The sequence below is a fragment of the Pseudomonas abyssi genome (assembly GCF_003444685.1).
GTDB lineage: Bacteria > Pseudomonadota > Gammaproteobacteria > Pseudomonadales > Pseudomonadaceae > Halopseudomonas > Halopseudomonas abyssi.
The window spans coordinates 32,284-56,500 of record NZ_LMAZ01000010.1 but is presented as its reverse complement, the minus strand read 5'-3'; the positions used below and the strand labels follow the sequence as shown (position 1 = coordinate 56,500).

The following is a 24,217-nucleotide window of genomic DNA, read 5'->3' as shown; positions in this document are numbered from 1 at the left end:
TGCGGACCAGTGCTCAACTGCTCAAGCAATTTGCCCCTGCACTAAGCGGCCATGGCGCAGCCAACAAAGCATCTGAACCAAGGTCAATCATCAGCCCAGAGCGCGGGCCCGCAGCAGTCATGGCCGATGTCTGGTATCACGGAGACCTGTGCGCCGGGAATGGACTGCGCGCTGGGCGCAAAGCTGGCAGGCGGGACCTGGCGATCCTGTTCGCCAAAGAACAGCCGACGCCTGACCTGCGGGCGCCAGTGCTCGATATCAGCCGGGTTGAGTGATGCAAACAGCGGTGTGTACTCGTGCAGCTCTGCCCAAAGAGCCACGTCGGTCGGCGCTGCCAAGGTCACCACCTCGACTACTGCAGGCACCCGCTCGGCCAGCAGCAGCGCCAGCACGCCGCCGCCGGAGTGGCCCACCAGCGTCAGCGAGTCTATCTGCGGATGACGCTGCAACCAGCTCTGCAGCCCCTGCGCCATAGCCGCTACCACCCGATCGGAATAGCGCCCATAGGTCCACAGCATGGCGTTGCAGGCAGGCTGAGCTGACGTCTGAAAATAGCAGGGGCGCCCCAGGTACAGGGACGGGCCTGGCAGTGAGGCCATCCACGTCAGCGCTGGCAGGTTGCGAGGCGATGGATCATCGGCAATGACCCGACCGCCAGCGCGCCAGGGTCGCCCGTCGCCCTCGATGTAAATTCGCGCGTGTCGGCCTGCAGCCGCTCGCTCATATCCCTGCAGCATAAAGTCGGCTGTGGGCAGGCTGACCGGTTGCAGGCCGGCAAGCCGCGCCTGCGACGCCAGCCGCTCGACGGGCGCCGTTACGCAGCCAGCCAGTATGGCCAGCAGCAGAAAAAGCCCGACCGCGCGCCACAGGGCGAACGGCCGGCTAATCAGGGGCCGGGGCCCCTGTTGACGCGCTGTCAGGTCAGAAGCGCTGGCGGAAACGCACTTCAAACGAGTACTCGTCATAGTCGTCATAGCCAACCAGCGTGTTGCCCTGCAGCGACAGGCTGCGTGCGTCACTCAGGGTTTTGGTCAGCCCCAGGCCAATGCGCCCGTAGTTTGAGCTTTGCGACGGCGTTTGACTGACAAACACGCTGCCCGGCGCGGTCACGAAGGACATCGGCACGGCCGTGCCATCGTTCTCAAACTCGTGTTCCCAAGCCAGGCGCAGGTCGCCTTGCAGACTGTCGGAAAACGCATAAACCGTGCTGAAACCCAGCTCGGACACCAGCGAGTCGATATCGGTACTGCCAACCCGCAGGGCAGCTGGGCCGCCTTTCTCGGTAAAGCCGTCTACCGACACGTCGGTGTAATGCAGATAGGCGAAGGGCTCAAGCGTCACATCGGTGAGCGCGTAGGCCTTGGTGAGGCCGAGCGAGGCGCTCCAGATGTCACCGCGGGTTTTGCCCTTGACCAGGCCAAAGCCGGTATCACGGTCCGTCTCGAAGTGCGCGCGGCTGAAGCCCAGGTTCCCTTCCAGAAAAACATCACCGCCCAGTGCCTGGGAGGCATAGGCCGTGATGCCGTAGGTGTCAGCCTCGGAGCCACCAGAAGCGCCACTGTAGTTGGCATCAGAAGCGGAATAGGACAGCGCCACGCCCACCTGAGTGTCGTCACTGAGGTAGCGGTCTACACCGGCCAGGAAGGTGTAGGTTTTGCTGTCAAAGCCGGCTGCCGTGGCCGAGCTGTCGTAGTCTCCACGAGTGTAAATGCCACGAATGAAGTAACCCACCTCGCCCTGGTCAGCCGAGGCTGCACCGCCACGTGCCTGCTGCAGGCTGTTGATCAGGTCGGACGACAGCGCAACATTGCCGTTGCTGTAGTCCATGACATCGATATCACGGCTGGCGTAGCCGGTGCGGCGCATGTCGGCCAGGCGACTGGTCAAGGTCCGGCGCACGTTGCGGGTGTTGGAAATGGCCGTGTGCAGCATCTGATTGACCTGATACTGACTCAGCTTGCGATACTGTTCCGGGGCGGTAATCTGCTGGCCCAGGGACTGCAGCTGCTGGTTGCTGGTACTGGCGATGGCACCACAGATCTGGGCGGCAACGCCACTGGCGGAGGCGCAGTCAATACCCACTACCGGCACCTGACCTACTGCGATATCGGCAACCAGCTTGGCCAGTTCGCCACTGAGTGCAGCCAGCGCGGCCGCATCGGTGTACACGCTGCGCAGCCCGTCGATGTCCATCGCGGTACCACCGCTGGCCAGCGCCAGCTCGGTGTAATCGGCTTCGGTGGTGCCGTAGGCCGAGGTCAGCAGGTAGCCCTGCACCTTGGTAATGACGCCATTGGCGCCCTTGACGTAGGCATAGCCGGTATCCGGGTCGCTACCCACAATGGCAATCGCCGGATTGCCGTTCTTGTCGGTAAAACGCTGGCTGACCACCGCGTGTACCACGGTGTTGTACTGAGCCAGCTGACCCTGAATGTAGCTCTTCTCCAGCGCCGTCATACCGGCAGGCAGATGGCTGGTATCCAGCTGGTAAAAGTCGTCATCGCGGTCTTCGTCAGTGATCAGCATAATCGACGAACCAGCGGAGGGACGAAACTCGAAATAGCGGTAGATATAGTCGATCGCGCGGTAGCCATCTTCGGTGCCACCGCTGGTCTCCAGCTCCGGTGTAACGCCATCAAATGCCTCGGCGGAGCCCCACAGCGGGCTGCTGTCACTATCGAGATTAAGGTGACGATACAGCGCGTAGCCTGCTTCGCGCCCGGCCTCACCAGCCGATACGGCCTGACCTGAGCTGCCACCAAAGCCCATCAGGGCATACTGGTTGAGGGTGACGTTCTGATCGTTGAGCAGGCTGTCGAGATTTTTGACGTAGGTGCCGATAAAGGCATTGTGCTCGCCGGCCATGGAGCCGGACTCATCGATGGCGACAACCATGTCGAGCGAGGAAGCGGCGTGCAGGGTGCCGCCGCTGATGGCTGCGCCAATCAGCGCAGCGAGCAATGTGGGTTTGCAAAGGGTCATAGGGCAGTGCTCCTTGCCTGCTGTTCCGGCCCCTGCCGGGTACCGGGTTCCTGTATTCCAGGAACACCAGCAACAACACATGGCAAACAAGGGTACTGCCAGTGACATCATGTCGGTCGTGCTTCCTGGGGCTGGTGAGTTTGCCGCCGGCCGCCGGGTAACGACGCATCGAAGCGTCTAGCGCGGAGCATGCACGTGCTTAAAACTCACCGCGCGCATACTGATCCTCCGGCACGGAAAATGCCCGTACTATTTTCAGAACAAGTGCGACCTAGCTCGCAAATTCACAATTCGGGTGTGCGGAATTCGCCGGTGATGCCCGCTGCACACCGCAATCCGGCCATCAACCAGCTGCCTGCGGTTGACCCGGTAACCCCGCCAGCCCACATAATGGGTCTCATTTACCCACGCTGGAGCCAGCCCATGTTCATTGCCATGAACCGTTTCAAGATCAAGCCCGGTCACGAGCAGGACTTTATCGACATCTGGAAGAACCGCGACAGCCTGCTGGCCAGCGTGCCGGGCTTCAAGAACTTCAACCTGCTGCAGGGCCCAACCACCGAGGAGTACACCCTGTTTGCCTCCCACGCAACCTGGGAGTCGCGCAGCGCCTTTGAGGACTGGACCCACTCCGAGGCCTTTCGCGCCGCCCACGCCAATGCCGGCAGCCGCCGCGAGATCTACCTGGGCCCGCCGCAGCTGGAGTGTTTTGAGGTCGCGCTGTAAGCCACTGATTGAAGGAGTGCAAGGATGCAACACAAGCTCGCCTTAGCCGGCCTGCTCTGCCTGTCCCTCAGCGCCTGCGGCGACGCACCGCAAGAGCAGCCCGACAGTCGCGCCAATGGTCTGGCCTTACCGACCGGCCCGCATGAGACCATCACCGTCAGCGGCAAGATGACGTTCTGGATGTACGAAGGCGACGCCGGCTGCTACGGCAGCCTGCTCACCGGCGGTCAGGAGGTCCAGCTGTGGATTGATGCCGACGCCTGCGGTGACACCGAGTACGCCGAGAACGCGCCAGCCAGCGTCGACATCACCTGGCGCGAAGACAACCAGTGGGGGCCAGGCAACACCTATACGATCACGCGCTTTAACTGAGCATTAAAAGACGGTGCGCAGAGAAGACCCGATCTGATCTGCTGTTGCTGTTTGGCTGTCAACGCACACGGTCCAGACTCTGCACCGTCAAATCCAGCGCCTTGTACATATCCAGCCGCGCGGAATGCCCAACGTCCGGGTTGTTCAGGTCGTTGGCGCGCTCGGACGGCAGAATCGGCGCGGTCAGATCGTCGCCCTCGGTGGGCTCAAAATCGTATTCCTCACCGATGGTCATCGCGCTGCGGCGCAGCAGCATGCGCAGCTGGTCCGGCTCCAGCTCAGGGTTGATCGACAGCATGGCGGCCAGCAAGCCGGTTACCAGTGGCGTGGCGTAGGATGTGCCGCAATGCACCTCGCCTTCCTCGTCGGCCTTGGCGGTTGAGGCTCGGACGCAGGCCGCAGCGGTAATATCCACACGCATGTCGATATTCGAGGCCTTGCGCTTGACGGCGTAGGCCGCGTCATCAACCGGCACGTCTTTCTCACTGCGCTGATGGCCACCCACCACAAACAGCTGATCGGTGACGAAGGAGGACGGTAGCCGGTATTCATCACGACCAGAGAACGAGGAACCGTTGCCGGCAGAGTTGACCACCACGACGTTCGGATGCTCTTCGCGCAGCCAGAGGAAGAACTCCTCCAGCAACTCTTCATAGCCACTCATGGCAATGCCCGAGCGCACCAGCGAGTCGATCGGGTCGCCGTTGACGTCGATCGCGCCAACGCGGTGAATCCCCCAACTCCAGTTCAGCACGCGAACGCCGTCTTCCACCATATTCACCGAGGCGGCGATATTGGCAGTGATGCCGGCGTCGGAATCGCGCCCGACGATCACGTCAAAGCCGGGGCCGACATCATCCAGCCCGCGCAAGAAACCGCTATTGCCGCCCTTGTCCCAGGCCGCCGCAAGTATGCCGCTGACGGTGCTGCCATGGCCGTCTGGCTGATCGGCATCAGGTGCGTACAGGCACAGGCGCCGGCTGTCGGCGCGGCAGTCAGCACCGGTGTAATCGCTGAAATCCGGCGCATCAAAATCCACATCACGCTCGATAATGCCGATACGTATCGGGTGCGTCTCGACGCCGCTCTCCTGCTGCAGTCGGCGTTGATAAAAATTGATCGCATCAAGGAAACGGTTGGAGGCCCACTCTTCATTATCGGCCGGCGGTGCGCTGGCGGTATCCGCTTCAATACCGTCTTCCGCGCCAGACTCCTCGATCACCACGGCGTCCACGCTCACCTCGCCGCCCAGGCGCAATACCGTTGCATCGCGCTCGTCCAGGTTCTTCGCGGCCAGCCGTAACTGGTAGGTGTTGAGCGGCGGAATCATGCCCACCACCCTGGCACCGTACTTCTCTGCCAGCCGCTCGGCCTGTTCCAGCCCGTCGTACTCTTCTTCAATGACCACGCTGACCAGATCGACATAGGAGGTGAGTCCATCCATGTTCTCGGCCACCTCATCTTCCGTCGCCGCCACCACATGGCTGGTGCCGAGCGACAGCCAGACCGGATTGCTCTGCCGCCCCTGTTGCTCCAGCACCAGCGGCCCACTGCGCTTACCATCCGTATCGAGCTGCAGTTGCAGCGTTTCGCCGCTGCTGCCGAGATGCTGCTGGGCCAGCCGCTCACCGTTCAGCCGCGCCTGCCATTCGCCGGCCTGCAGGCCTTTTACCCGCAAACAGAATGTCTGCGTTTGCGCCTGCAGCAAGTCACCACAGCGCTGCAGCTGTTGGATGCGAATCGGCTCCGCCGCCGCAACGGTAACGGGCAGCGCCAAAAACAGTAGCGCAGACCACAGGCCGCGCTTGTGGGGGACAGTACAGGTCATTCCTTGCTCCGCCAGCACCGGCGACGGCGGGTCGCCGATGCTTGTCATGCCTATTGGTATTCTTCCGACTCGCAAATCGCAGAATGTTTCAATGCCTGGACAAGTTGGCGCTACGCGGCGATGTATCTCAGCCCCCGACAACGCAGAGCGACGCCCTTGTCGGCCGATCTCCATGTAGATGCCCGGCAACTCGCAAGCTTCGCGCTGCGCCCCTCAAACGGAGCACCCGCTATCCGCCGCAAGCAGAAGCCCCCTTGCCCATAACCCCCATGAATAACACTCCAAAGTGGGTTTGCCGCGCCCGGTGCGTCCTGCATACACTCATGCATTAAGCGATGACCAAACCAGCAGGGACACCTTCATGAGCTTCGATACCCCTCTTTATCTTTGCGGCCCGCTGCGCGAGCCCAAACAGATGTTGGCCGATCAGCAGTACAGTGGCCACACCTCCATCCACGATGACAGCATGGCCGAGAAGCTGGGCTTTCGCGCCGGCCCGATCGAGGGTCCGACCCACTTCAGCCAGTTCGCGCCGCTGCTGGTAGAGATCTGGGGTCAGCAATGGTTTGAGCGCGGCTGCTTCTCCTCCCACTTTCAGAACATGGTGGTCGAGGGCGAGCAGGTCCGTGCCTTTGTCGAGCGTCCGGCACCAGGCCAGACTCGCGTGCGCTGCTGGGCCGAGAAAGCCGATGGCACACCGGTGCTGGAAGCCAGCGCCAGCCTGGGCGCAGCGCCGGGCGAGAGCCTGCTGTACGAGCGTATGGCCAAGCTGAGGGCACCGGAAAAACTGGTGATCCTGTCTGACCTGCACGTGGGCATGAAAGGCGCGGTAGACGAGAAAGTGCGCATGGACCCTGATCAACACATGGGCGACCTTTACCCCTTCTCGCTGAATCAGAAGCTGGCCGGCATTACCGAGAACAGCAGCTGGTACTCCGACCCGGCCAGCTCGCCCTGGGGCCGCGCCATCATTCCAACCGAGATGGTTAGCGTACTGGCCGAATACACTAGCAAAGCGGCCGAATTCCCGGTCAAGCAGCCGGTCATCGGCCTGTTCGCCGACCAGGAAATACGCATGATCGACGGCCCCCTGCTGGTGGGTGAGGACTACCTGATTCGCCGTGAAGTGGTTGCCCTGTCCGAGAGCAAGCGCACCGAGTCCTACTGGGTGCTGTCGCGCATCTACGACGCCAGCGGCGAGGTGCTCAAGGCGGAGATGCTGCTGAATCACGCGACCCTCAAGCACTCCTACGCCAACTACGAGGCAGAGGCCGCCGCCCTCTGAGGCGAATCGTCGCCGGGTATTGCGCGCGTACCAAAGGCGGTGGGACTATCAAAATTTCACCGCCCGGAGAACTGCCGCATGACCACTATTGCTACTTGCCGAATGCTGGCCACCGTAGGCGTACTGATGCTCGTCAGCCTGCCGGCCCACGCCTTGCGCTGCGGCACCGATATTGTCGATGAAGACGACCTGATGTTCGAGGTTGAGCAGGCCTGCGGCGCGCCGTTATCGCGCCAGGTCATAGGCTACGTGGACAGCATGGTCTACGGCGACCGCATTCGGGTCATGAACATTGAAGAGTGGATCTACAAGATCAACCGCGATCACTACAGTCTGGAGTTCGAGGGCAACCGCTTGCAGCGCATCACCCGCATTCGCTGAGCGGTGAACTCAATAACAACTCCACAAGAGACACGCGCAATAACAGGCGAGGATGTACCCAGATGGGCAAGACACTGGTAATCGGCAGCACCGGCCAGATTGGCCGCCAATTACTCCCCCTGCTGCAACAGGCCGGGCTGGAGGTTGCAGCCCTGGCACGCAACCCGGCCAAGCTGGCGGGTATCGACGGTATCGAGATCATTGAGGGCGACCTGGAAGGCAACTTTGAACACGCCTTTGCCGGCTGCGACCGGGTGGTGTTTACCGCCGGCTCAGGCGCCAGCACCGGCCCGGACAAGACCCTGCTGATCGACCTATGGGCGGCGCGCAAGGCGGTCGACTACGCCCTCAAGCACCATGTAAAACACTTTGTCATGATCAGCGCACGCGGCGCCGACAACCCGGACCGCGGCAACTCGCCGATCAAGCCCTATCTGGTCGCCAAGTGCTTCGCCGATGAGTACCTGCAACGCTCCTGCGTGCCCTACACCATTCTGCGGCCCGGTCGGCTGACCGATGATGCCGCTACTGGCTGCATCACCACGCGCCGTCCCGAAGACCTGGAGCAGCAGCACATCACCCGGGCCGATACCGCACGCATCGTTGCCCATGTGCTCAAGAGCGGACAAAGCAAGAACGCGGTGTATGAGTTGTATCAGGGCAGCACGCCCTTCGCCGACCTGATTGCCTGAGTCATCTTGCGAACTGCCGCACGCGACCGTGCGGCAGCGCTCTGGCATACTTCATCTCCAGCCGGCAGGCATCCTGCGGCAAAGCCGTTCAGCCGCCAGCGTGCGGCTCAAACGCGCCTTGCGCCGCCCGTGCCCTGCCCGACCTGCGCTGGCATCTCAGGGAGGATTCGTATGCAGTGTTTCAACCATCCACACACCGCTGCCGTCGGGCTGTGCAAGTGCTGCAGCCGCGGTCTGTGTCGCGAATGCGTGAGTGATCTGGACCACGGCCTGGCCTGTCGCGACCGCCATGAAGCGCAGGTCGAGGCGATGAACATGATCATCGAGAAGAACGCCCGCATCTACGCGGCGGCGCCAAAGAACATCCTCATTGGCCCCATCTTCTTCCTGCTGCTCGGCCTGCTGTTTGCCGGCTTCGGCTACGCCAGGGCGGGCGGCATCACCGACCTGCCATTCCTCATGGGTATCGCCTTCATCATCTTTTCCGTCGTGTCATACCTGCGCAGCCGAGCGCTGTTTCGTGAGGAGGCATGAGCTGCCAGCGCGTTTTGATTCTCGGTGGTTACGGCAACTTCGGTAAGCGCATCACCGCCAGCCTGGCAGGCACCGCCGGCATCACGCTGATCATCGCCGGTCGACGCAGCGCGCCTGCAAAGGCACTGCAAAGCCAGCTGCTGGCAACCGCCAGCGCCCAGCTGGAAGCGACGGAGCTGGACCTGCACGCCACCGACTTCGAGGCACGGCTCGCCGCCCTCAAGCCCGACCTGGTGATTCATACCGGCGGGCCTTTTCAGGGGCAGGATTATCGCGTGCCGCGCGCCTGCATCGCCGTCGGCTGCCACTACATCGATCTGGCTGACGACCGCCGCTTTGTCTGTGACATCAGCCAGCTGGACGCCGAAGCGCAAGCGGCCGGTGTACTGGTGGTCAGTGGCGCCAGCTCGGTGCCGGGGCTGTCGTCCTGCGTCATCGCCCATTACGCCGATCAGTTCAGCCGGCTCGACGACATCGATTTCGCCATCGCCCCCGGCAATCAGGCCGAGCGCGGGGAGGCGACGGTGCGCGGTATTCTTTCCTATACCGGCCACCCGATCCGCGCCTGGCAGGATGGCCGCTGGCAGCAGGTGTATGGCTGGATGTCGCTGCGCCGCCTGCCGTTTGATACCACCATCGGCCGGCGCCCCTTGGCCAACGTCGACATTCCTGACCTGGAGCTGCTACCCGCCGCCTATCCAACGGTGCGCAGCGTACGCTTCCAGGCCGGGCTGGAACTGGGGCTGCTGCACTACGGCATGTGGCTGATGGCAGGCATGGCGCGTATCGGCCTGATCCGCAACTGGTCACGCTGGAGCAAACCCATCGTGCGCGCCAGCGAATGGTTCATCCGCTGGGGTACCGACACCGGCGGCATGCAGATCAACCTGCGCGGGCTGGACCACCAGCAGCAGCCACTGCACCTGAAATGGGTACTCGGTGCCACTGACGGTATCGGCCCGTATATTCCTACGCTGTCGGCGCTCATCCTGGCCCGCAGACTGATCAGCGGCGAGCTGGGCGAGCGCGGCGCCAAGGCCTGCATGAACCTGTTCCCACTGTCCGCCTTTGAACAGGAAGCCCAAGGGCTGGCCATTTATCACCAGCTGGAAACCCAGCGTGGATAACTACCTGCTGCTCAAGCTACTGCACATTCTCGGCGCGGTGGTGCTGGCGGGGACCGGCAGCGGTATCGCCTTCTTCATGTTCATGGCCCACCGCAGCGGCAACGTGCATGCGGTGGCCGTCACCGCGCGCCACGTGGTGCTGGCGGACTGGTTGTTTACCGCGCCCGCTGTCGTGCTGCAATTCATCACCGGTCTGCTGCTGACTCATCGGCTGGGGTTCAGCCTGACCTCGCCCTGGTTTCTCAGCGTCATGGGCTTGTTCGTGTTCATCGGGCTATGCTGGTTGCCGGTGGTTGCGATTCAATACCGCCTGCGCAAACTGGCCAATGAGGCGCTGGACACCGGCGTGCTGTCAGCCGCCTTTCATCAGCAGATGCGCTGGTGGACCGCGCTGGGCATACCCGCCTTTGCTGCCATCCTGGTGCTGTTCTGGCTGATGGTATTCAAACCCTTGCCGCTGGTGTGAGTGCATGAACCGACTTGAACAGCTGCTTGCGCGTCTCAGCCTGGCTTTGCTCTGGCTGCTGACTGCAATCGTCTCGTTGACCGCCGGCAAGCCGATTGGTGTTGAGGTGCTGCTGGGCGCAGGTGTCGCGCAGCCCATGGTTGACCCGCTGATCTGGGCCGGGAGCCTGCTCGATCTGGCTATCGGCCTGTGGTTGCTGAGCGGACGGGCGCTGCGGCTGTGCTGCGCGCTTCAGGTGGCGGTCATTGTCGGCTACTCAATACTGCTCAGTCTGCTGGCCCCAGCGTTCTGGTTGCACCCCTTCGGCCCCTTGAGCAAGAACCTGCCGATCCTGGTACTGATCTGGCTGCTCATGCGCAGCCATGACAAGCCCCCAAGCCTGACCTAAGGTGATATCAAACCCACCAGCCGGAGCCAAGCCATGTTGTCCAGCAAACCCCTAGTAGGCCGTTGCCTGTGTGGCGCGGTCAGCGTCAGTGCAACCCTGTCACATCGCGACGTGGGCGCCTGTCACTGCGCCACCTGTCGACGCTGGGGCGGCGGCCCCCTGCTGGCAGTGGAGTGCGAGGATCAGGTGACCTTTAGCGGCGAGGCGCAGATCGGCGTGTATGCGTCATCCGACTGGGCCGAGCGCGGCTTCTGCAAGCAATGCGGCACGCACCTGTTCTATCGTCTGCGCGAGCAACCCTTCTATGCGATTCCGATCGGCCTGTTTGATGAGCAGGCGGGTTGGCAGCTCAACCGCGAGGTCTTCATCGACCAGAAGCCCGCGTACTACTGCTTTGCCCAAACCACCCTGCAGCTGACCGGCGAGGAGCTGTTTGCCCTGCACGGCGCCAGCTGACCATAAGCCGTCCTTATGGGCCGACAATCTCCCCCATTGGAAGCATTGACGGCTCAGGCGCCTGCGCCGAGTCTGTCCACTGCGCTTCCCAACAACAGCAACAAAAGGATCATGCGATGTTCAGTCACATCATGCTCGGCGCCGATGACCTGGAAAAATCCAAGGCGTTCTACGATGCCACCCTGGGCGTTACCGGCTGCAAGCCCGGCTTCAGCGACCCCAAGGGCCGCATCTTCTACATGACGCCCACCGGCGTGTTTGCCATCACCAAACCGATCAACGGCGAGCCCGCCAGCTGCGGCAACGGCAGCACCATCGGCTTTGCCATGGACAGCCCGGAACAGGCCGATGCCTGGCACGCAGCCGGTCTGGCCAACGGCGGTACCGACTGCGAAGACCCGCCGGGCGTACGTGAGGGTAACGGCATGAAGCTGTATCTGGCTTACCTGCGCGACCCGTCCGGCAACAAGCTGTGCGCGATGTATCGCATGCCCTGAGGCCATGATACGGCTGTCCGACGCCCGCACTCAGGGCGTCGGCTTGCACACACTCCCGCACGAAAAACCAGTCTGTTACCGACCCGGCGCGGTGCGTACTATCGTCCGATCAACTGAGGCGCCGCACATGAACCACTGGGTCTACCTGATTAGTGCCATCGTATCCGAGGTGATTGCCACCTCCGCGCTGAAAGCCAGCACCGGCTTCAGCAAACCGCTGCCATCGGTGGTTGTGGTGGTTGGCTATCTGGTGTCGTTCTACTTTCTGTCACTGACACTGAAGACCATTCCCGTGGGTATCGCCTATGCCATCTGGTCCGGGGTGGGCGTGGTCCTCATCTCGATCGTGGCCTGGCTCCTGTACGGCCAGAAGCTCGACCTGCCTGCGCTAATCGGCATGGGGCTGATCATCAGCGGCGTCATGGTCATCAACCTGTTTTCCAACACCGCCGGGCACTGAAGCCTCCCGCTCAGCCCGCCAGCAACTGCTCCGCCTCTTCGCCAAAGGCCGCACCCGGGCGCACATCGATATCCCGCGGCCCCACCGGTTCGGCACATTCAGAGCACACCATCACCGGTTTCATGCGCTGACCGCAGCCCTTGTGATAATGCTCGATGGGCGCGCCACGCTCATCGGCCATCCAGGTATCACCCCAGCTGACCAGCGACAGAATCACCGGGTGCAGCGCCAGTCCCTTGTCGGTCAATCGATACTCTTCGCGCAGCGGACGCTGCTGGTAAGGCACCTTGACCAGCACCTCATGCTCGACCAGCTTTTTCAGGCGATCAGCCAGCAGGTGGCGCGTAAGACCAATACGCCGCTCGAAGGCGTCGAAGCGGCGTACGCCGAGAAAGCAGTCGCGCAGAATCAGCAGCGTCCAGCGGTCACCCACCACCGCCAGCGTGCGAGACATCGAGCAGGGCTGCTCACCCAGTTCTTCCCAGCGCATGTATTAACCCTCCAGTTGATGTGCTCAGGGTAGCTTGACAAGTTCCAAAATGAAACCCACCATCTAGTCAGTTCCAAAAAAGAACCATAGATAACAAGGACCATGCCATGACAGCAACTGCACCCGTAGCGGTGGTGATCGGCGCCGGTGATGCCACCGGTGGCGCCATCGCTCGCCGTTTTGCCCGAGAAGGCTTCACCCTGTGCGTCACCCGCCGCAATGCCGACAGCCTGAGCGAGCTGGTCAACCAGATCGAAGCCGACGGCGGCAAGGCCCACGCCTTCGGCTGCGATGCGCGCAGCGAAGAGGAGATGGTGGGTCTGTTTGAGCACATCGAGCGGGAGATCGGCCCGGTTGAAGTGGCGATCTTCAACATCGGCGCCAACGTGCGCTTCGGTATTACCGAGACCACCGCCCGGGTCTATCGCAAGGTCTGGGAAATGGCGGGCTTCGCCGGCTTTCTGACCGGCCGGGAGGCCGCCAGGGTGATGCTGCCGCGCGGCAAGGGCACCATCATCTTTACCGGCGCCACGGCGTCGCTGCGTGGCGGTTCGGGCTTCTCCGCCTTTGCCGGCGCCAAGTTCGCGCTGCGCGCGCTGGCCCAGAGCATGGCCCGCGAACTGGGCCCGCAGGGGATTCATGTTGCCCATCCGATCATCGACGGCGCCATCGATACCGCCTTCATCCGCGACAACTTTCCCGAGCGCTATGCGCTCAAGGATCAGGCTGGCATTCTCAACCCCGAGCATATTGCCGACCAGTACTGGGCCATTCATGCGCAGCCACGTGACAGCTGGACCCACGAACTGGACCTGCGGCCCTGGATGGAAACGTTTTAATTCTCTGGAGAGAGACACATGAGCAAGACCATCGAGTTCTATTTTGACGTCGGCAGCCCGGCGAGTTATCTAGCCTGGACCCAGCTGCCGGCCATCGCCGAGCGCACCGGCGCGACCCTGGTCTACAAACCCATGCTGCTGGGCGGCGTGTTCATGGCCACCGGCAACAGCTCGCCGGCGACCGTACCGGCCAAGGGTGCGTATTCACGCATCGACATGCAGCGCTATGCCAACCGCTATGGCGTCACCCTGAACCAGAACCCCTTCTTCCCGATCAACACCCTGCAACTGATGCGCGCTGTCACGGCGTATCACGGCAGCCCCGAGTTCGACCGCCTGCTGGCCGCGATCTTCAACGCCATGTGGATCAGCGAACTGAACATGGGCGAGCCCGAAGTCGTCGGCAAGGTGCTGGTCGAGGCCGGCTTTGACCCGGTAGAGGTGATGGCCAAGGCCAGCGACCCTGTCGTCAAGGCGCAGCTCAAGAGCGCAACAGAAGAGGCTATCGGCCGCGGCGTCTTCGGCGCACCGACCTGCTTTGTCGATGGCGAGATGTTCTTTGGCCAGGACCGACTGGACTGGATCGAAGCAGCCGCGCGCAGCTGATCCGATTGACCAGCGGCACCCTCGCCGGTGCCGTTGGTCGGCTGCCGTCAAAACCCGCTTTGCAGCCAATTGACGGCCATCTCGGCGCGGCATACATTCGCCAACGATGAGCAGCGTTCCGGCGTCCTGCCCCTGCTCAGGGATTCCCTGTCCCTATCTTCCCGGATCTATCCACATGCTGTCCCTTGCCCTCAAGTGCGTCTTGGGTGCGCTGGCGGTGCTGCTGATTGCGCTGCTGGCGAAAACAAAGAGCTTTTACATTGCCGGCCTGGTGCCGCTGTTTCCGACCTTTGCGATCATTGCCCACTACATAGTCGGCAGCGAGCGACTGGCCAGCGACCTGCGTAGCACTGCCATTTTCGGCCTGTGGTCGCTGCTGCCCTATGCGGCGTACCTGTTTTCGATTGTGCTGCTAAGCGAGCGCTTTACGCTGGTGGTGACGCTGACCGTCGGTGCCCTGGCGTGGATGGTGGCGGCCGGCTTGCTGCTGACCGTCTGGACGCGAACCTACCCGGCTGTCTGAGCGGCGCGGGTCAGCACCGCAGCAATCGGTGGACATGCCTTCGGCGTTGTCCGAAGACAGCGGTTCAGACCTCAAGCAGAAAGGTGACTGGCCCGTCGTTGACCAGATGCACCTGCATATCGGCGCCAAAACGACCGGTTGCGACCTGCGGGTGCTGCGCACGCGCCTGAGTTACCAGATAGTTGAACAGCGCCTCGGCTCGATCCGGCGGCGCGGCGGTGGAGAAGCCGGGGCGACGACCCTTGCGGGTGTCGGCGGCCAGGGTGAACTGGGACACCAGCAGCAACCCGCCCTGCACGTCGGTCAGCGAATCATTCATGCGCCCATCGGCATCGGTGAACACCCGATATTCGAGCAACCGCTTGAGCAGTTTATCGGCGCTGGACTCGTCGTCCTGCGGCTCGATGCCGACCAGCACCAGCAGCCCCCGATCAATCGAGCCGACACTCTCGCCCTCAACCTCGACCCGGGCCTGACTGACCCGTTGCAGCAATCCCTTCATGTCACTCGGCCTGCGGTGTCAGGTCGAGCAGGCGCCGCGCCATATCACCGGTCGCACGCACCAGTGCGTCGGCGATGCCCGGCTCGGAGGCGGCGTGGCCGGCATCGCGGATGATGTTCAGCTCGCTACCGGGCCAGCGCTGATGCAGCGCGTAGGCGTTATCCAGCGGGCAGACCATGTCGTAGCGACCGTGCACGATGATGCCGGGAATATGCGCAATGCGGTCCATGTTGTTGAGCAACTGATCCGGTTCAAGGAAGGTTTTGTGGGCGAAGTAATGGCACTCGATCCGCGCAATGGCGTAGGCGCGACGAGCATCGCTGAAGCGCTCGATCACCTGCGGGCTGGGCCGCAGCGTCGCGCAGCGCCCTTCCCAGATCGACCAGGCCTTGGCGGCGTGCATGCGACAGATTTCATCATCACCGGTCAGGCGACGGTAATAGGCGGCCACCATGTCGGCACGCTCCTCCTCCGGGATCAGATCCAGATAGTCTTCCCAGTAGTCGGGGAAGATATGGCTGGCACCCTCCTGGTAGAACCAGCGGATGTCCTGTTCGCGGCACAGGAAGATCCCCCGCAGCACCATCCCCATCACCCGGTCCGGGTGTGCCTGGGCATAGGCCAGCGCCAGCGTAGAACCCCAGGAGCCACCGAACAGCACCCACTTGTCGATCCCCAGATGCTCGCGCAGCGCTTCCATATCGGCCACCAGGTCGGCGGTGGTGTTGTTTTCCAGGCTGCCATGCGGCGTGGAGCGGCCACAGCCGCGCTGGTCGAAGGTAATGATGCGGTAGACCGAGGGGTCGAAGAAGCGACGGCTGAGGGCATCACATCCAGCGCCGGGGCCACCGTGAATGAAGACCACCGGCAGCCCATCGGACTGACCGCTTTCATCGGCATAGAGAACATGGGGGGACGTCACCGCCAGCTCGTGGCGGGCGAAGGGTTTGATCTCCGGGTACAACAGCTGCATGATGGGGCTCCCTGGCCTGAGCAGGCGCCGGCGCCGCTCACCTCACGTTGGAAAGCCCCACATTACTGACCCACGAGGCTGCTGTCACCTATGCGTTTGCTGCTTGCCCTGACCCTGCTGCTCGGCCTCGCCGGCTGCGGCCCGTCCAGCCCGGATGCCCGCCTGAATCAAGCCATTGCGGACTTCCAAAACGCCATTGAAGAGCGCGATCGCAGCGCCGTTCTGGCACTGCTGCACCCTGAATTCACGGCCCAGGACGAGTACCACAGCGAGTGGGCCGAGCGCACCCTGCAGTTGATGTTTCTGCGCAATCAGCGCATCGGCGTGCTGGTTACCAGCCAGCAGACCGACATTGACCCTGGCTACCCTGAACGCGCAGACAGCAGCGCCCGCGTCACCCTGACCGGCGCCGAGCGCTTTATCCCCAATAGCGCAGGCCAGTACGACCTGACCCTGGTGTGGCTGGACGACGACGGCGAGTGGCTGCTGCGCAGCCTCGACTGGCAGCCGGTACGCTGAGATGCACGCGCCCGATTACGCTGCGCTGGCGCGCATCGCTCTGGGGCACATCACCAAGGTCTATCCCCATAGCGGCCCGCAGCGGCTCACCAGCGCCAGCGACTGGCTCCCCCCCGAACAGGCTCACCCGCTGTTTTGCGGCAGCTACGACTGGCACTCCTGCGTGCACAGCCACTGGCTGCTGATACGCGTGCTCACTAGCGCGCCGCAGCTGGCGGAGGCAGAGGCTATCCGCCGGCGACTGCAGCAGTTCAACGACGCCGACGTCGCGGCCGAGATAGCGACCTTCGAGCGCCAGGGCGCAGGCTTCGAACGCCCCTACGGCTGGGCCTGGTTACTCAAGCTGCAGGCGGAGCTGCTGAGCAGCAACGAGCCGGCGGCAAGGCATGCGGCGCAGACCCTCCAGCCGCTGGCGGATCGACTGCGCCAGCGGCTGACGGATTACCTGCCGCGCCTGCCTTACCCCATTCGCAGCGGCCAGCACAACAACACCGCCTTCGCCCTGCTGCTGGTCTTGGACTACGCCAGCACGACGCAGGACCAGCCGCTGACGGAGCTGCTGCGCCAACGCAGTCTGGAGTGGTTTGCCAATGACGTGGCCTGCCCGGCCTGGGGCGAACCCGGCGGTGAAGACTTCCTGTCGCCCAGCCTGCAGCAGGCGGTACTGATGCAGCGGATAATGACGCCCGAGGCCTTCGGCGCCTGGCTGGCGGCTTTCTTCCCGCACCTGGCAAACGGGCAGCCCGCCGCGCTGCGCCAGCCCGTCAGCGTGCATGAGCGCAGCGACGGCAAGCTGGCGCATCTGGATGGCCTGAACCTCAGTCGCGCCTGGTGCTGGTTTCTGCTGGCGCAGAGCGCGCCGTACCTGCAGGCCACCGCCGAGGCACACCTGCAGGCCGCACTGAATCACCTGCAGGACGACTACATGGGCAGCCACTGGCTGGCCAGCTTCGCCCTGCTGGCGCTGGAAGCTCAGCGCAGCTTGGTTTCACGCAACCGGAGCATGTAGTCCGGCGGCGCAAAGCTGTCGGCACGGGCTTGGGCCCAGTACTTCTTGAACAGATGCAGCTCGGCGCGACCATCCAGCAGCACACCCGGTTCAAGAAACTCGAACAGCTCGCTGTAGGGGCGCACCTCATAGCGCGATACACGCCGAATAACGTGCTCCGGGCCTAGCTCGCTGGGATGCTTGAGCCCGGCCGCCTCCAGCATGTGCGCCAGCGCCAGCACGGTGTTGCGGTGGAAGTGATAGACCCGCTCGCTCTTATCCGCCACATCCAGCCGCGCGCTGCGGCTTGGGTCCTGGGTGGCAACCCCGCTGGGGCATTTATCGCTGTGGCAGCTCAGGCTCTGGATGCAGCCAAGCGCAAACATGTAACCACGCGCCGCGTTGCACCAGTCGGCGCCGACCGCCAGGGTACGGGCGATGTTGAAGGCGGTGGTGATCTTGCCGGCCGCGCCGATATGAATCTTCTCGCGCAGGTTGGCGCCCACCAGCGTGTTGTGCACCAGCAGCAGGCCGTCGGTCATCGGTGTGCCGAGACGGTTGATAAACTCCAGCGGCGCCGCACCGGTACCGCCCTCTCCCCCGTCGACGACGATGAAGTCCGGGTGCTGGCCGGTCTCCAGCATCGCCTTGACGATACCGAACCACTCCCACGGATGACCAATCGCCAGCTTGAACCCCACCGGCTTGCCGCCGGACAGCGCACGCAATTGGCCGATGAAGTCCATCAACTCCAGCGGCGTCGAGAATGCCGAATGGCTGGCCGGCGACACCACATCCTCCCCGACCGGCACCCCGCGTGCCTCCGCGATCTCCGCCGACACCTTGGCGCCGGGCAGGATGCCGCCATGACCGGGCTTGGCGCCCTGCGACAGCTTGATCTCGATCATCTTGACCTGCGGCAGGCGGGCGTTGCGCTCGAACAGCGCAGCATCAAAACCGCCATCCGCGGTGCGACAACCGAAGTAACCCGAACCAATCTCCCAGACCAGGTCGCCGCCGGGACGCAGGTGATAGCGTGAAATCGAGCCTTCGCCGGTATCGTGATAGAAACCGCCCTTCTTCGCCCCGGTGTTGAGCGCCAGAATGGCGTTGGCCGACAGCGAGCCGAAACTCATCGCGGAAATATTGAATACGCTGACATCGTAGGGCTGACTGGTATCCGGGTGGCTGCCCACCCGTACGCGGAAATTGCTGTCGGCAATATGCACCGGCGCCAGCGAATGATTGAGCCACTCGTAGCCTTCCTCGTTCATACGGTTGAGCGAGCCAAAGGGCTTCTTGTCGAGCACATTCTTGGCGCGCTGGTAGACCACGCTGCGCTGCTCGCGGGAAAACGGCAGCTCGTCGGTGTCGGACTGGATGAAATACTGGCGCAGCTCCGGGCCGATGGACTCCAGCATGTAACGAAAGTGCGCCAGCACCGGATAGTTGCGGCTGATGGTGCGGCGTCGCTGGCACACATCCCATAGCCCCAGCAGAGCCAGCGCCAGCAGCGGCGCAGCCAACAGCCACCAGAGAGGAGAAAGCAGCGTCAATGCCAGGCCCACCAGGGCACCCAGCACACACATGGACCAGGTTAGAAAACGCAGGGGAATTGCGGTCAGGCGCATACGGCCGTCCTTATAGTCAGTACATCAGGCCTGACGATAGATACCATATCCCTCCGACAGCTGCACGGCCGGCACGCTAGTGACTGAGGCATGGTGCAGCGAACAACTCACCGCGCCAGGCGCCACGTAGCGTGCCAGCCATGACCAACAGCCAGAGCAGAACCAGCGCGACTACCAGTAACTCACCAAACCGGCTGAAGAACGCAAGCCCCAGGACCTCGGCCAATGCCAACGTCGCCAACGCGTAGACCCCCAGTGGAAAGGTGAACGCCCACCAGCCCAGATTGAAGGGAATACCGTCACGCAGGTAGCGGCCCAGTATCAGCAACGCCAGCAGCAACCACCACAGCCCCAGCCCCCAGAGCAGCAGACCGCCGATCACCCCTACCCCCTGTGCCACGCTGCCAACCTCGGCCAAGCCCTGCGCTGAAAAAACGCCGCTCGCATCCTGCCCCAGCAGCAGCAACCCCAGCGCGCCAGTGCCAAGCGGCCCCAGCGCCAGCCAGCTGGAAGCCGCCATATCGCGCGGCGGCAATTTATGCACCGCCATGCGCAGCAGCAGAATAACCAGAATGCTCAGCGCCACCGGTACCGAGCAGGCCCAGAGTACGTAGCTGGTAATCAGCACCACGTAGGCGTCTGCCGGTGGCAGCAAGGGAATCATCAGCCCACCGCTGGCCGCCGCCACCTCGGCGGCGACCACCGGCAACAGCCAGACAGCTGTCATGCGGTCGATACTGTGTTCCTGGCGGGTAAACATCAGATAGGGGATGACCACACCACAGGCCAGCGCCATAGCCACGTCGAGCCACCAGATCGGCAACATCAATGCCCGTACGCCGTCTCCCCAGAGCGCTACCCCGTAGCTGGGAAGACCGTTGAGCAGGGTCGCCAGCGCCATGGGAATGGTGCCGATGAACATGGACACCGTGGCGTGACCGAAGATGCGCCGCGCCTGATCGAAGTAGCACAGCCAGCGCAGCGCATAGAGCACAGAAAACAATGCAAACAGCAACAGACTGGCCAGCCATACCCCCTGACCGAGCCCAGGCGCGCCCAGCGTCGGCAGGGCCAAAGCCAGGATACCGGTGCCCATCACTACGGCAAACCAGTTAGGCGTAAATTGGCGGATGACCTCGCGCGGGCTATCCAGGTGCTGCAGCGGACGCAGTTGCATGGGGCTGGGATACAGACGTGGCATGATGCTCTCCGGTCGAAATATCAAACCATTCTAAGCACCTTTTAAATCGATATAAGCGGATATTTCAGGTTTTGATGATCGGTTTTACCGAACAAAGCACGACTGCGACTGGCACTCTTTGTGCTTCACTGAAGTGAGCTGCCAGATAAGAGAAAACACCATGTCGTCCTCCGATCTTTCCTGCCAGGCGCCAGACCTACGGCTGATCAGCCTGCAGAGCACCTGCCTGATTGCCTGCTGGCTAGCCGAGCATGGGCTGCCGGTCGCGCCTGTGCTGCAGGACAGCGGCCTGAGCCTGGACGACCTGCAGACGCCTTCGCTGCTGATTACGCCGGAGCAGGAACAACAGGTGTTCGCCAACACCGTCAGGCTGACCGCCGACCCGCTGATCGGTCTCAAGCTTGGCCAACGCATGCGCGTCTCTGCGTATGGCCAGCTGGGCTACGCGATGCTCTCGGCCCCCACGCTGTTTGATGCGCTGCAGGTCATGCTGGCATTTCCGGTTCTGCTCGGCAGTTACTTCCGACTGCAGCTGGAGACCCTGCCGGATGGCCAGCTCGCCCTACGCGCGGACCACTATCACGCATCGCCCGCCCTGCGGCTGTTCAATGTCGAGCTGTGCCTCTCCTCAATCAAGGCCATGCTGGACGACGCCCTTGGCGCCCAGCTGCAGCTCGGCGCCGTGCACCTGAGCACGAGCACGCCCGCCCACGGCGATCAATACCCTCATTACGTCGGTGCCTGCCCGCTGCTGGCCGGTCAGGACGCCGAGCGGCTGGTGTTTGCGCCCGGAACGCTGGACGCCATATTGCCGCTGGCCGAACCGGTTACGCACTTCGAGGCCAGGCGTCACTGCCAGACAGTGCAGGACAGTTTCCGTCCGGAACCCTCGGCACTGGTCAGTCAGCTCAGTGCCCAGCTCGAGCAACAACTCGAAGCGCCGCCGTCACTTGAGCAACTGGCGACCCAGCTGCACTGCACCAGCCGGACCCTGCGTCGCCACCTGCAGCGCGACGGCTACGGCTACCAACAGTTGCTGGATCAACTGCGCTTCCGACGTGCCAAACAGTTGCTGGACCACCAACAGCTGCCCATCTACGCCATTGCCGAACAGCTCGGTTTCAGTGAGACCGCCAGCTTCCGCCATGCCTTCCAGCGCTGGTCGGGCACCACACCACGGGCCTGGCGGCAAAGCCAGCCGCACGCGCACAACCCTCTCTGACGCCGGCGAAACGGATTTCACCGGCCACACGACTGTCCGTTTCGATCCCTTTTCTGTCCCTCTGCAGCATTTCCCGCGGCCCTGCTGAGCGCCATGATCAATGGCAACCCAGCCACTCGCCACAGGATTTACCATGCAGACGTTCTACAGCGACGATCATCGCCTGCACCACGCCAACGCCGAACTCAACGAGGGTCAGCTCATGCCCTGCTTCGAGAAGCCTTCGCGCGCCGATATGGTGCTGGAACAGGTGAAACGAACTGGTTTGGGGCCAATCAGCGAACCTCAGGACTTCGGCCTGGCGCCGATCAAGCGCGTCCACAACCCGGATTTTGTCGACTTCATCCAAAGCGCCTGGCAACGTTGGAGTGCATTGGGCCGCAGCCACGACATGCTGCCACTGGCTTGGCCGCTGCGGCGCATGCGGCAGCGCTGCCCGCAAGACATCGACGGTCAGCTCGGCTACTACAGCTTTGACGTCGGCGCTCCCCTCACGGCGGGTAGTTGGCAGGCGATCTACAGCAGTGCGCAGGTCGCGCGGACGGCGCAGGCCCACCTGTGCGCTGGCGCGCACGCGGCCTTCGCGCTATGCCGGCCGCCCGGACACCACGCCGGGATCGACTACATGGGCGGCTACTGTTATCTGAACAACGCGGCCATTGCTGCGCAGGCCATGCTCGATCAGGGCGCCGGCAAGGTCGCCATTCTCGATGTCGACTTCCACCACGGCAACGGCACCCAGGACATTTTCTATCAACGCCCGGATGTGCTCTTTACCTCGATCCACGGTGACCCGCGCAACGAGTATCCCTGCTTTGCCGGCTACGCCGACGAGCGCGGTGAAGGCACCGGCCTTGGCTACAACCACAATTACCCGCTGCCCGCCGGCAGCGACTGGGGTGTCTGGTCGCAGGCGCTGCGCGATGCGCTGCGGCAGATTGCCGGGTTCGGCGCCGATTATCTGATCGTCTCGCTCGGCGTGGATACCTATCTGGCCGACCCCATTTCCAGCTTCAAGCTCGACAGCCCCGACTATCTGAAGATGGGCGAACTGATCGCCGGGCTCGGGCTGCCCACGCTCTTTGTCATGGAGGGCGGCTACGCCGTGGAAGAAATCGGCATCAACGCCGTCAACGTCCTCAGCGCATTCGATGCAACCGTCACCACTCAAGGAGAAGCCCAATGAAACTGGCAAGCACGTTGGGGCTGATCGCCCCCTTGGCCGCACTGTCGTTCAGTGCACTGGCCGCCGACCAGGTGAAGATCTACAACTGGTTCGACTACACCCCACAAACCACGCTGGACGGCTTTCAGACCGAAACCGGCATCACTCCGACGCTGGATACCTTCGATTCCAACGAAGTATTGGAAGCCAAATTGCTGTCCGGCCGGTCCGGCTATGACGTGGTGGTGCCGAGCGACAGCTTTCTCGCCAAACAACGTCAGGCCGGCGCCTTTCAGCCGCTGGACAAAAGCCTGCTGCCGAACCTTGGCAACCTCAACCCGGACCTGATGAAGGTGCTGGAGGGCAGTGACCCGGGTAACCAGTACGCCGTGCCCTACATGTGGGGCACCAACGGCATCGGCTACAACCCGGAGAAAGTCCGCGCGGTGCTGGGTGACGATGCGCCGGTCGATTCCTGGGCACTGGTCTTCGACCCGGCGAACATGGAAAAACTGGCCGAGTGCGGCGTCGCCTTCCTCGACTCGCCGTCGGAAATCCTGCCGGGCGCGCTGCACTATCTGGGCCTGGACCCGAACAGCACCAACAGCGAGGACTACGACGCCGCCGTCGCCATGATGAGCAAGATCCAGCCCTACGTGCGCTACTTCAACTCCTCGCGCTTTCTCAACGACATCGCCAACGGTGAAATCTGCGTTGCTGTCGCCTGGTCCGGCAGCATCCTGCAGGCGAACTCCCGCGCGCAGGAAGCCAACAACGGTGTGCACCTTGAGTACCGCATTCCGAAAGAAGGGGCACAGGTCTGGTTTGACCTGATGGCGATTCCGAAGGACGCACCCAACCCGGCGGCGGCGCACGCCTTTATCAACTACCTGCTCAAGCCTGAAGTGGTTGCTGAGATCAGTAACGTGGTGGGCTACGCCAACCCCAACGCCGCCGCGACCGAGCTGGTCAATGAAAGCCTGCGCAACAACCCCGGCGCCTATCCGCCGGCCGAGGTACAGGCCCGCCTGTTTACCCTCAAACCGCTGCCGCTGGCCGCCGAGCGTGTGCGTACGCGTGCCTGGAACAAGATCAAGACCGGACAATAAGACCGGAGCTGTCCTAGCCAACAAAAAACCGCAGTGATGCGGTTTTTTGTTGATTTTCCGATCAGGCACAGGAGATACGCCGTAGTACTAATCCAGAGCGTTTTGCCACATGCTCGCATGGTGGAGTGGGCACCGGGGTTCGTCCCGTTTACGCGGGCGAGTAGCGCAGATTTGTCGGGAGAAAGAGCCACAGGATGTCTGAGGGGGCGGAGCCCCCGAGTTTTGTGGCTCCCCTCGCCGGCCACCCCGACAAAT

28 protein-coding genes are annotated in these 24,217 nt (G+C 62.9%); 20 read left to right on the top strand and 8 right to left on the bottom strand.

Annotated elements, in window-relative coordinates; genetic code table 11:
- Positions 1 to 83: 83 nt before the first annotated feature.
- Both ASB58_RS18445 and ASB58_RS18440 read right to left on the bottom strand, forming a co-directional pair.
- Positions 84 to 950 carry an alpha/beta fold hydrolase gene (locus tag ASB58_RS18445; RefSeq protein ID WP_181977974.1) on the bottom strand — a complete coding sequence of 289 codons (867 nt, stop codon included), beginning with the start codon at positions 948 to 950 and terminating at the stop codon, positions 84 to 86.
- On the bottom strand, positions 922 to 2,982 hold the full coding sequence (locus ASB58_RS18440) for an autotransporter family protein (protein ID WP_181977973.1): 2,061 nt from the start codon (positions 2,980 to 2,982) through the stop codon (positions 922 to 924). The genes ASB58_RS18445 and ASB58_RS18440 overlap by 29 nt, the downstream gene beginning before the upstream one ends.
- Before the next feature lie 423 nt (positions 2,983 to 3,405).
- Between ASB58_RS18440 and ASB58_RS18435 the strand changes: the two genes are divergently transcribed.
- Positions 3,406 to 3,708: a heme-degrading protein HmuQ gene (locus ASB58_RS18435; RefSeq protein ID WP_083724925.1), complete on the top strand. Its 303-nt coding sequence runs from the start codon at positions 3,406 to 3,408 to the stop codon at positions 3,706 to 3,708.
- 24 nt (positions 3,709 to 3,732) lie between these two features.
- Positions 3,733 to 4,080: a peptidase S41 gene (locus ASB58_RS18430; protein WP_118131909.1), complete on the top strand. Its 348-nt coding sequence runs from the start codon at positions 3,733 to 3,735 to the stop codon at positions 4,078 to 4,080.
- A 58-nt stretch (positions 4,081 to 4,138) separates the two neighbouring features.
- Here the strand turns inward: ASB58_RS18430 and ASB58_RS18425 are convergent, their stop codons facing one another.
- Positions 4,139 to 5,908, bottom strand: a complete 1,770-nt coding sequence (locus ASB58_RS18425; protein ID WP_118131937.1) for a S8/S53 family peptidase — start codon at positions 5,906 to 5,908, stop codon at positions 4,139 to 4,141.
- 361 nt (positions 5,909 to 6,269) lie between these two features.
- Here ASB58_RS18425 and ASB58_RS18420 point away from each other — a divergent pair, with 361 nt between their 5' ends.
- The 10 genes from ASB58_RS18420 (at position 6,270) to ASB58_RS18375 (ending at position 12,194) form a co-directional block, all read left to right on the top strand.
- Entirely contained in the window at positions 6,270 to 7,193 is a 924-nt protein-coding gene (locus ASB58_RS18420; protein ID WP_118131908.1) for a hypothetical protein, read from the top strand.
- A 78-nt stretch (positions 7,194 to 7,271) separates the two neighbouring features.
- Complete coding sequence (locus ASB58_RS18415; RefSeq protein ID WP_118131907.1) at positions 7,272 to 7,574, top strand: DUF2845 domain-containing protein; 303 nt, start codon at positions 7,272 to 7,274, stop codon at positions 7,572 to 7,574.
- 62 nt (positions 7,575 to 7,636) lie between these two features.
- Positions 7,637 to 8,266 (top strand): SDR family oxidoreductase, encoded by a 630-nt coding sequence (locus tag ASB58_RS18410; protein ID WP_118131906.1) that lies wholly within the window; start codon positions 7,637 to 7,639, stop codon positions 8,264 to 8,266.
- A gap of 171 nt (positions 8,267 to 8,437) precedes the next feature.
- Positions 8,438 to 8,800 carry a hypothetical protein gene (locus ASB58_RS18405; RefSeq protein WP_118131905.1) on the top strand — a complete coding sequence of 121 codons (363 nt, stop codon included), beginning with the start codon at positions 8,438 to 8,440 and terminating at the stop codon, positions 8,798 to 8,800.
- The gene (locus tag ASB58_RS18400; RefSeq protein WP_118131904.1) at positions 8,797 to 9,927 is read left to right on the top strand and encodes a saccharopine dehydrogenase family protein; all 1,131 of its coding nucleotides are present in this window, start codon (positions 8,797 to 8,799) and stop codon (positions 9,925 to 9,927) included. The genes ASB58_RS18405 and ASB58_RS18400 overlap by 4 nt, the downstream gene beginning before the upstream one ends.
- Positions 9,920 to 10,393: a DUF2269 family protein gene (locus ASB58_RS18395; RefSeq protein WP_118131903.1), complete on the top strand. Its 474-nt coding sequence runs from the start codon at positions 9,920 to 9,922 to the stop codon at positions 10,391 to 10,393. The genes ASB58_RS18400 and ASB58_RS18395 overlap by 8 nt, the downstream gene beginning before the upstream one ends.
- A 4-nt stretch (positions 10,394 to 10,397) precedes the next feature.
- The gene (locus ASB58_RS18390) at positions 10,398 to 10,781 is read left to right on the top strand and encodes a DoxX-like family protein (RefSeq protein ID WP_118131902.1); all 384 of its coding nucleotides are present in this window, start codon (positions 10,398 to 10,400) and stop codon (positions 10,779 to 10,781) included.
- Between the two features lie 33 nt (positions 10,782 to 10,814).
- Positions 10,815 to 11,237 (top strand): GFA family protein, encoded by a 423-nt coding sequence (locus ASB58_RS18385; RefSeq protein ID WP_065335950.1) that lies wholly within the window; start codon positions 10,815 to 10,817, stop codon positions 11,235 to 11,237.
- A gap of 116 nt (positions 11,238 to 11,353) precedes the next feature.
- On the top strand, positions 11,354 to 11,734 hold the full coding sequence (locus ASB58_RS18380; protein WP_096005789.1) for a VOC family protein: 381 nt from the start codon (positions 11,354 to 11,356) through the stop codon (positions 11,732 to 11,734).
- Positions 11,735 to 11,738: 4 nt separating this feature from the next.
- Positions 11,739 to 12,194 (top strand): DMT family transporter, encoded by a 456-nt coding sequence (locus ASB58_RS18375; protein WP_118131901.1) that lies wholly within the window; start codon positions 11,739 to 11,741, stop codon positions 12,192 to 12,194.
- A gap of 10 nt (positions 12,195 to 12,204) precedes the next feature.
- Here ASB58_RS18375 and ASB58_RS18370 read toward each other — a convergent pair whose 3' ends face one another.
- Positions 12,205 to 12,684 (bottom strand): winged helix-turn-helix transcriptional regulator, encoded by a 480-nt coding sequence (locus ASB58_RS18370; RefSeq protein ID WP_118131900.1) that lies wholly within the window; start codon positions 12,682 to 12,684, stop codon positions 12,205 to 12,207.
- Between the two features lie 107 nt (positions 12,685 to 12,791).
- Between ASB58_RS18370 and ASB58_RS18365 the strand changes: the two genes are divergently transcribed.
- The 3 genes from ASB58_RS18365 to ASB58_RS18355 all read left to right on the top strand — a co-directional run bounded on the left by ASB58_RS18365 (position 12,792) and on the right by ASB58_RS18355 (position 14,652).
- Positions 12,792 to 13,523 carry an SDR family oxidoreductase gene (locus ASB58_RS18365; RefSeq protein ID WP_118131899.1) on the top strand — a complete coding sequence of 244 codons (732 nt, stop codon included), beginning with the start codon at positions 12,792 to 12,794 and terminating at the stop codon, positions 13,521 to 13,523.
- Positions 13,524 to 13,541: 18 nt separating this feature from the next.
- The gene (locus ASB58_RS18360; RefSeq protein WP_118131898.1) at positions 13,542 to 14,129 is read left to right on the top strand and encodes a 2-hydroxychromene-2-carboxylate isomerase; all 588 of its coding nucleotides are present in this window, start codon (positions 13,542 to 13,544) and stop codon (positions 14,127 to 14,129) included.
- A 178-nt stretch (positions 14,130 to 14,307) separates the two neighbouring features.
- Positions 14,308 to 14,652 (top strand): GlpM family protein, encoded by a 345-nt coding sequence (locus ASB58_RS18355; RefSeq protein ID WP_202974658.1) that lies wholly within the window; start codon positions 14,308 to 14,310, stop codon positions 14,650 to 14,652.
- 64 nt (positions 14,653 to 14,716) lie between these two features.
- On the opposite strand, the gene dtd is transcribed toward ASB58_RS18355, so the two are convergent.
- Together dtd and pip are read right to left on the bottom strand one after the other, a co-directional pair.
- Complete coding sequence (gene dtd / locus ASB58_RS18350; protein WP_118131896.1) at positions 14,717 to 15,154, bottom strand: D-aminoacyl-tRNA deacylase; 438 nt, start codon at positions 15,152 to 15,154, stop codon at positions 14,717 to 14,719.
- 1 nt (position 15,155) lies between these two features.
- A complete protein-coding gene (gene pip / locus ASB58_RS18345; protein ID WP_118131895.1) occupies positions 15,156 to 16,127 on the bottom strand; it encodes a prolyl aminopeptidase in 972 nt (323 codons plus the stop codon).
- A 90-nt stretch (positions 16,128 to 16,217) separates the two neighbouring features.
- Here pip and ASB58_RS18340 point away from each other — a divergent pair, with 90 nt between their 5' ends.
- Positions 16,218 to 16,646 (top strand): hypothetical protein, encoded by a 429-nt coding sequence (locus ASB58_RS18340; RefSeq protein ID WP_118131894.1) that lies wholly within the window; start codon positions 16,218 to 16,220, stop codon positions 16,644 to 16,646.
- A 1-nt stretch (position 16,647) separates the two neighbouring features.
- Positions 16,648 to 17,655: a DUF2891 domain-containing protein gene (locus ASB58_RS18335; protein WP_118131893.1), complete on the top strand. Its 1,008-nt coding sequence runs from the start codon at positions 16,648 to 16,650 to the stop codon at positions 17,653 to 17,655.
- Here the strand turns inward: ASB58_RS18335 and ASB58_RS18330 are convergent.
- Both ASB58_RS18330 and ASB58_RS18325 read right to left on the bottom strand, forming a co-directional pair.
- A complete protein-coding gene (locus ASB58_RS18330; RefSeq protein WP_096005799.1) occupies positions 17,619 to 19,265 on the bottom strand; it encodes an FMN-binding glutamate synthase family protein in 1,647 nt (548 codons plus the stop codon). The two genes, ASB58_RS18335 and ASB58_RS18330, sit on opposite strands and share 37 nt — an antisense overlap.
- Before the next feature lie 76 nt (positions 19,266 to 19,341).
- Complete coding sequence (locus tag ASB58_RS18325; protein WP_096005800.1) at positions 19,342 to 20,466, bottom strand: SLAC1 family transporter; 1,125 nt, start codon at positions 20,464 to 20,466, stop codon at positions 19,342 to 19,344.
- 160 nt (positions 20,467 to 20,626) lie between these two features.
- Between ASB58_RS18325 and ASB58_RS18320 the strand changes: the two genes are divergently transcribed.
- The 3 genes from ASB58_RS18320 (at position 20,627) to ASB58_RS18310 (ending at position 23,962) form a co-directional block, all read left to right on the top strand.
- Complete coding sequence (locus ASB58_RS18320) at positions 20,627 to 21,688, top strand: AraC family transcriptional regulator (protein ID WP_096005801.1); 1,062 nt, start codon at positions 20,627 to 20,629, stop codon at positions 21,686 to 21,688.
- Between the two features lie 133 nt (positions 21,689 to 21,821).
- Positions 21,822 to 22,874, top strand: a complete 1,053-nt coding sequence (locus ASB58_RS18315) for a histone deacetylase family protein (RefSeq protein WP_118131892.1) — start codon at positions 21,822 to 21,824, stop codon at positions 22,872 to 22,874.
- A gap of 2 nt (positions 22,875 to 22,876) precedes the next feature.
- Positions 22,877 to 23,962, top strand: a complete 1,086-nt coding sequence (locus ASB58_RS18310) for a polyamine ABC transporter substrate-binding protein (RefSeq protein ID WP_407920692.1) — start codon at positions 22,877 to 22,879, stop codon at positions 23,960 to 23,962.
- The last annotated feature ends 255 nt before the right edge of the window (positions 23,963 to 24,217 follow it).

Bases quoted from the DNA above. Each gene is read 5' to 3' on its own strand.
- ASB58_RS18440 (WP_181977973.1), bottom strand. From the start codon at position 2,982: ATGACCCTTTGCAAACCCACATTGCTCGCTGCGCTGATTGGCGCAGCC.
- ASB58_RS18435 (WP_083724925.1), top strand. From the start codon at position 3,406: ATGTTCATTGCCATGAACCGTTTCAAGATCAAGCCCGGTCACGAGCAG.
- ASB58_RS18430 (WP_118131909.1), top strand. From the start codon at position 3,733: ATGCAACACAAGCTCGCCTTAGCCGGCCTGCTCTGCCTGTCCCTCAGC.
- ASB58_RS18425 (WP_118131937.1), bottom strand. From the start codon at position 5,908: ATGACCTGTACTGTCCCCCACAAGCGCGGCCTGTGGTCTGCGCTACTG.
- ASB58_RS18420 (WP_118131908.1), top strand. From the start codon at position 6,270: ATGAGCTTCGATACCCCTCTTTATCTTTGCGGCCCGCTGCGCGAGCCC.
- ASB58_RS18415 (WP_118131907.1), top strand. From the start codon at position 7,272: ATGACCACTATTGCTACTTGCCGAATGCTGGCCACCGTAGGCGTACTG.
- ASB58_RS18410 (WP_118131906.1), top strand. From the start codon at position 7,637: ATGGGCAAGACACTGGTAATCGGCAGCACCGGCCAGATTGGCCGCCAA.
- ASB58_RS18405 (WP_118131905.1), top strand. From the start codon at position 8,438: ATGCAGTGTTTCAACCATCCACACACCGCTGCCGTCGGGCTGTGCAAG.
- ASB58_RS18400 (WP_118131904.1), top strand. From the start codon at position 8,797: ATGAGCTGCCAGCGCGTTTTGATTCTCGGTGGTTACGGCAACTTCGGT.
- ASB58_RS18390 (WP_118131902.1), top strand. From the start codon at position 10,398: ATGAACCGACTTGAACAGCTGCTTGCGCGTCTCAGCCTGGCTTTGCTC.
- ASB58_RS18385 (WP_065335950.1), top strand. From the start codon at position 10,815: ATGTTGTCCAGCAAACCCCTAGTAGGCCGTTGCCTGTGTGGCGCGGTC.
- ASB58_RS18380 (WP_096005789.1), top strand. From the start codon at position 11,354: ATGTTCAGTCACATCATGCTCGGCGCCGATGACCTGGAAAAATCCAAG.
- ASB58_RS18375 (WP_118131901.1), top strand. From the start codon at position 11,739: ATGATACGGCTGTCCGACGCCCGCACTCAGGGCGTCGGCTTGCACACA.
- ASB58_RS18370 (WP_118131900.1), bottom strand. From the start codon at position 12,684: ATGCGCTGGGAAGAACTGGGTGAGCAGCCCTGCTCGATGTCTCGCACG.
- ASB58_RS18365 (WP_118131899.1), top strand. From the start codon at position 12,792: ATGACAGCAACTGCACCCGTAGCGGTGGTGATCGGCGCCGGTGATGCC.
- ASB58_RS18360 (WP_118131898.1), top strand. From the start codon at position 13,542: ATGAGCAAGACCATCGAGTTCTATTTTGACGTCGGCAGCCCGGCGAGT.
- dtd (WP_118131896.1), bottom strand. From the start codon at position 15,154: ATGAAGGGATTGCTGCAACGGGTCAGTCAGGCCCGGGTCGAGGTTGAG.
- pip (WP_118131895.1), bottom strand. From the start codon at position 16,127: ATGCAGCTGTTGTACCCGGAGATCAAACCCTTCGCCCGCCACGAGCTG.
- ASB58_RS18340 (WP_118131894.1), top strand. From the start codon at position 16,218: ATGCGTTTGCTGCTTGCCCTGACCCTGCTGCTCGGCCTCGCCGGCTGC.
- ASB58_RS18335 (WP_118131893.1), top strand. From the start codon at position 16,648: ATGCACGCGCCCGATTACGCTGCGCTGGCGCGCATCGCTCTGGGGCAC.
- ASB58_RS18330 (WP_096005799.1), bottom strand. From the start codon at position 19,265: ATGCGCCTGACCGCAATTCCCCTGCGTTTTCTAACCTGGTCCATGTGT.
- ASB58_RS18325 (WP_096005800.1), bottom strand. From the start codon at position 20,466: ATGCCACGTCTGTATCCCAGCCCCATGCAACTGCGTCCGCTGCAGCAC.
- ASB58_RS18320 (WP_096005801.1), top strand. From the start codon at position 20,627: ATGTCGTCCTCCGATCTTTCCTGCCAGGCGCCAGACCTACGGCTGATC.
- ASB58_RS18315 (WP_118131892.1), top strand. From the start codon at position 21,822: ATGCAGACGTTCTACAGCGACGATCATCGCCTGCACCACGCCAACGCC.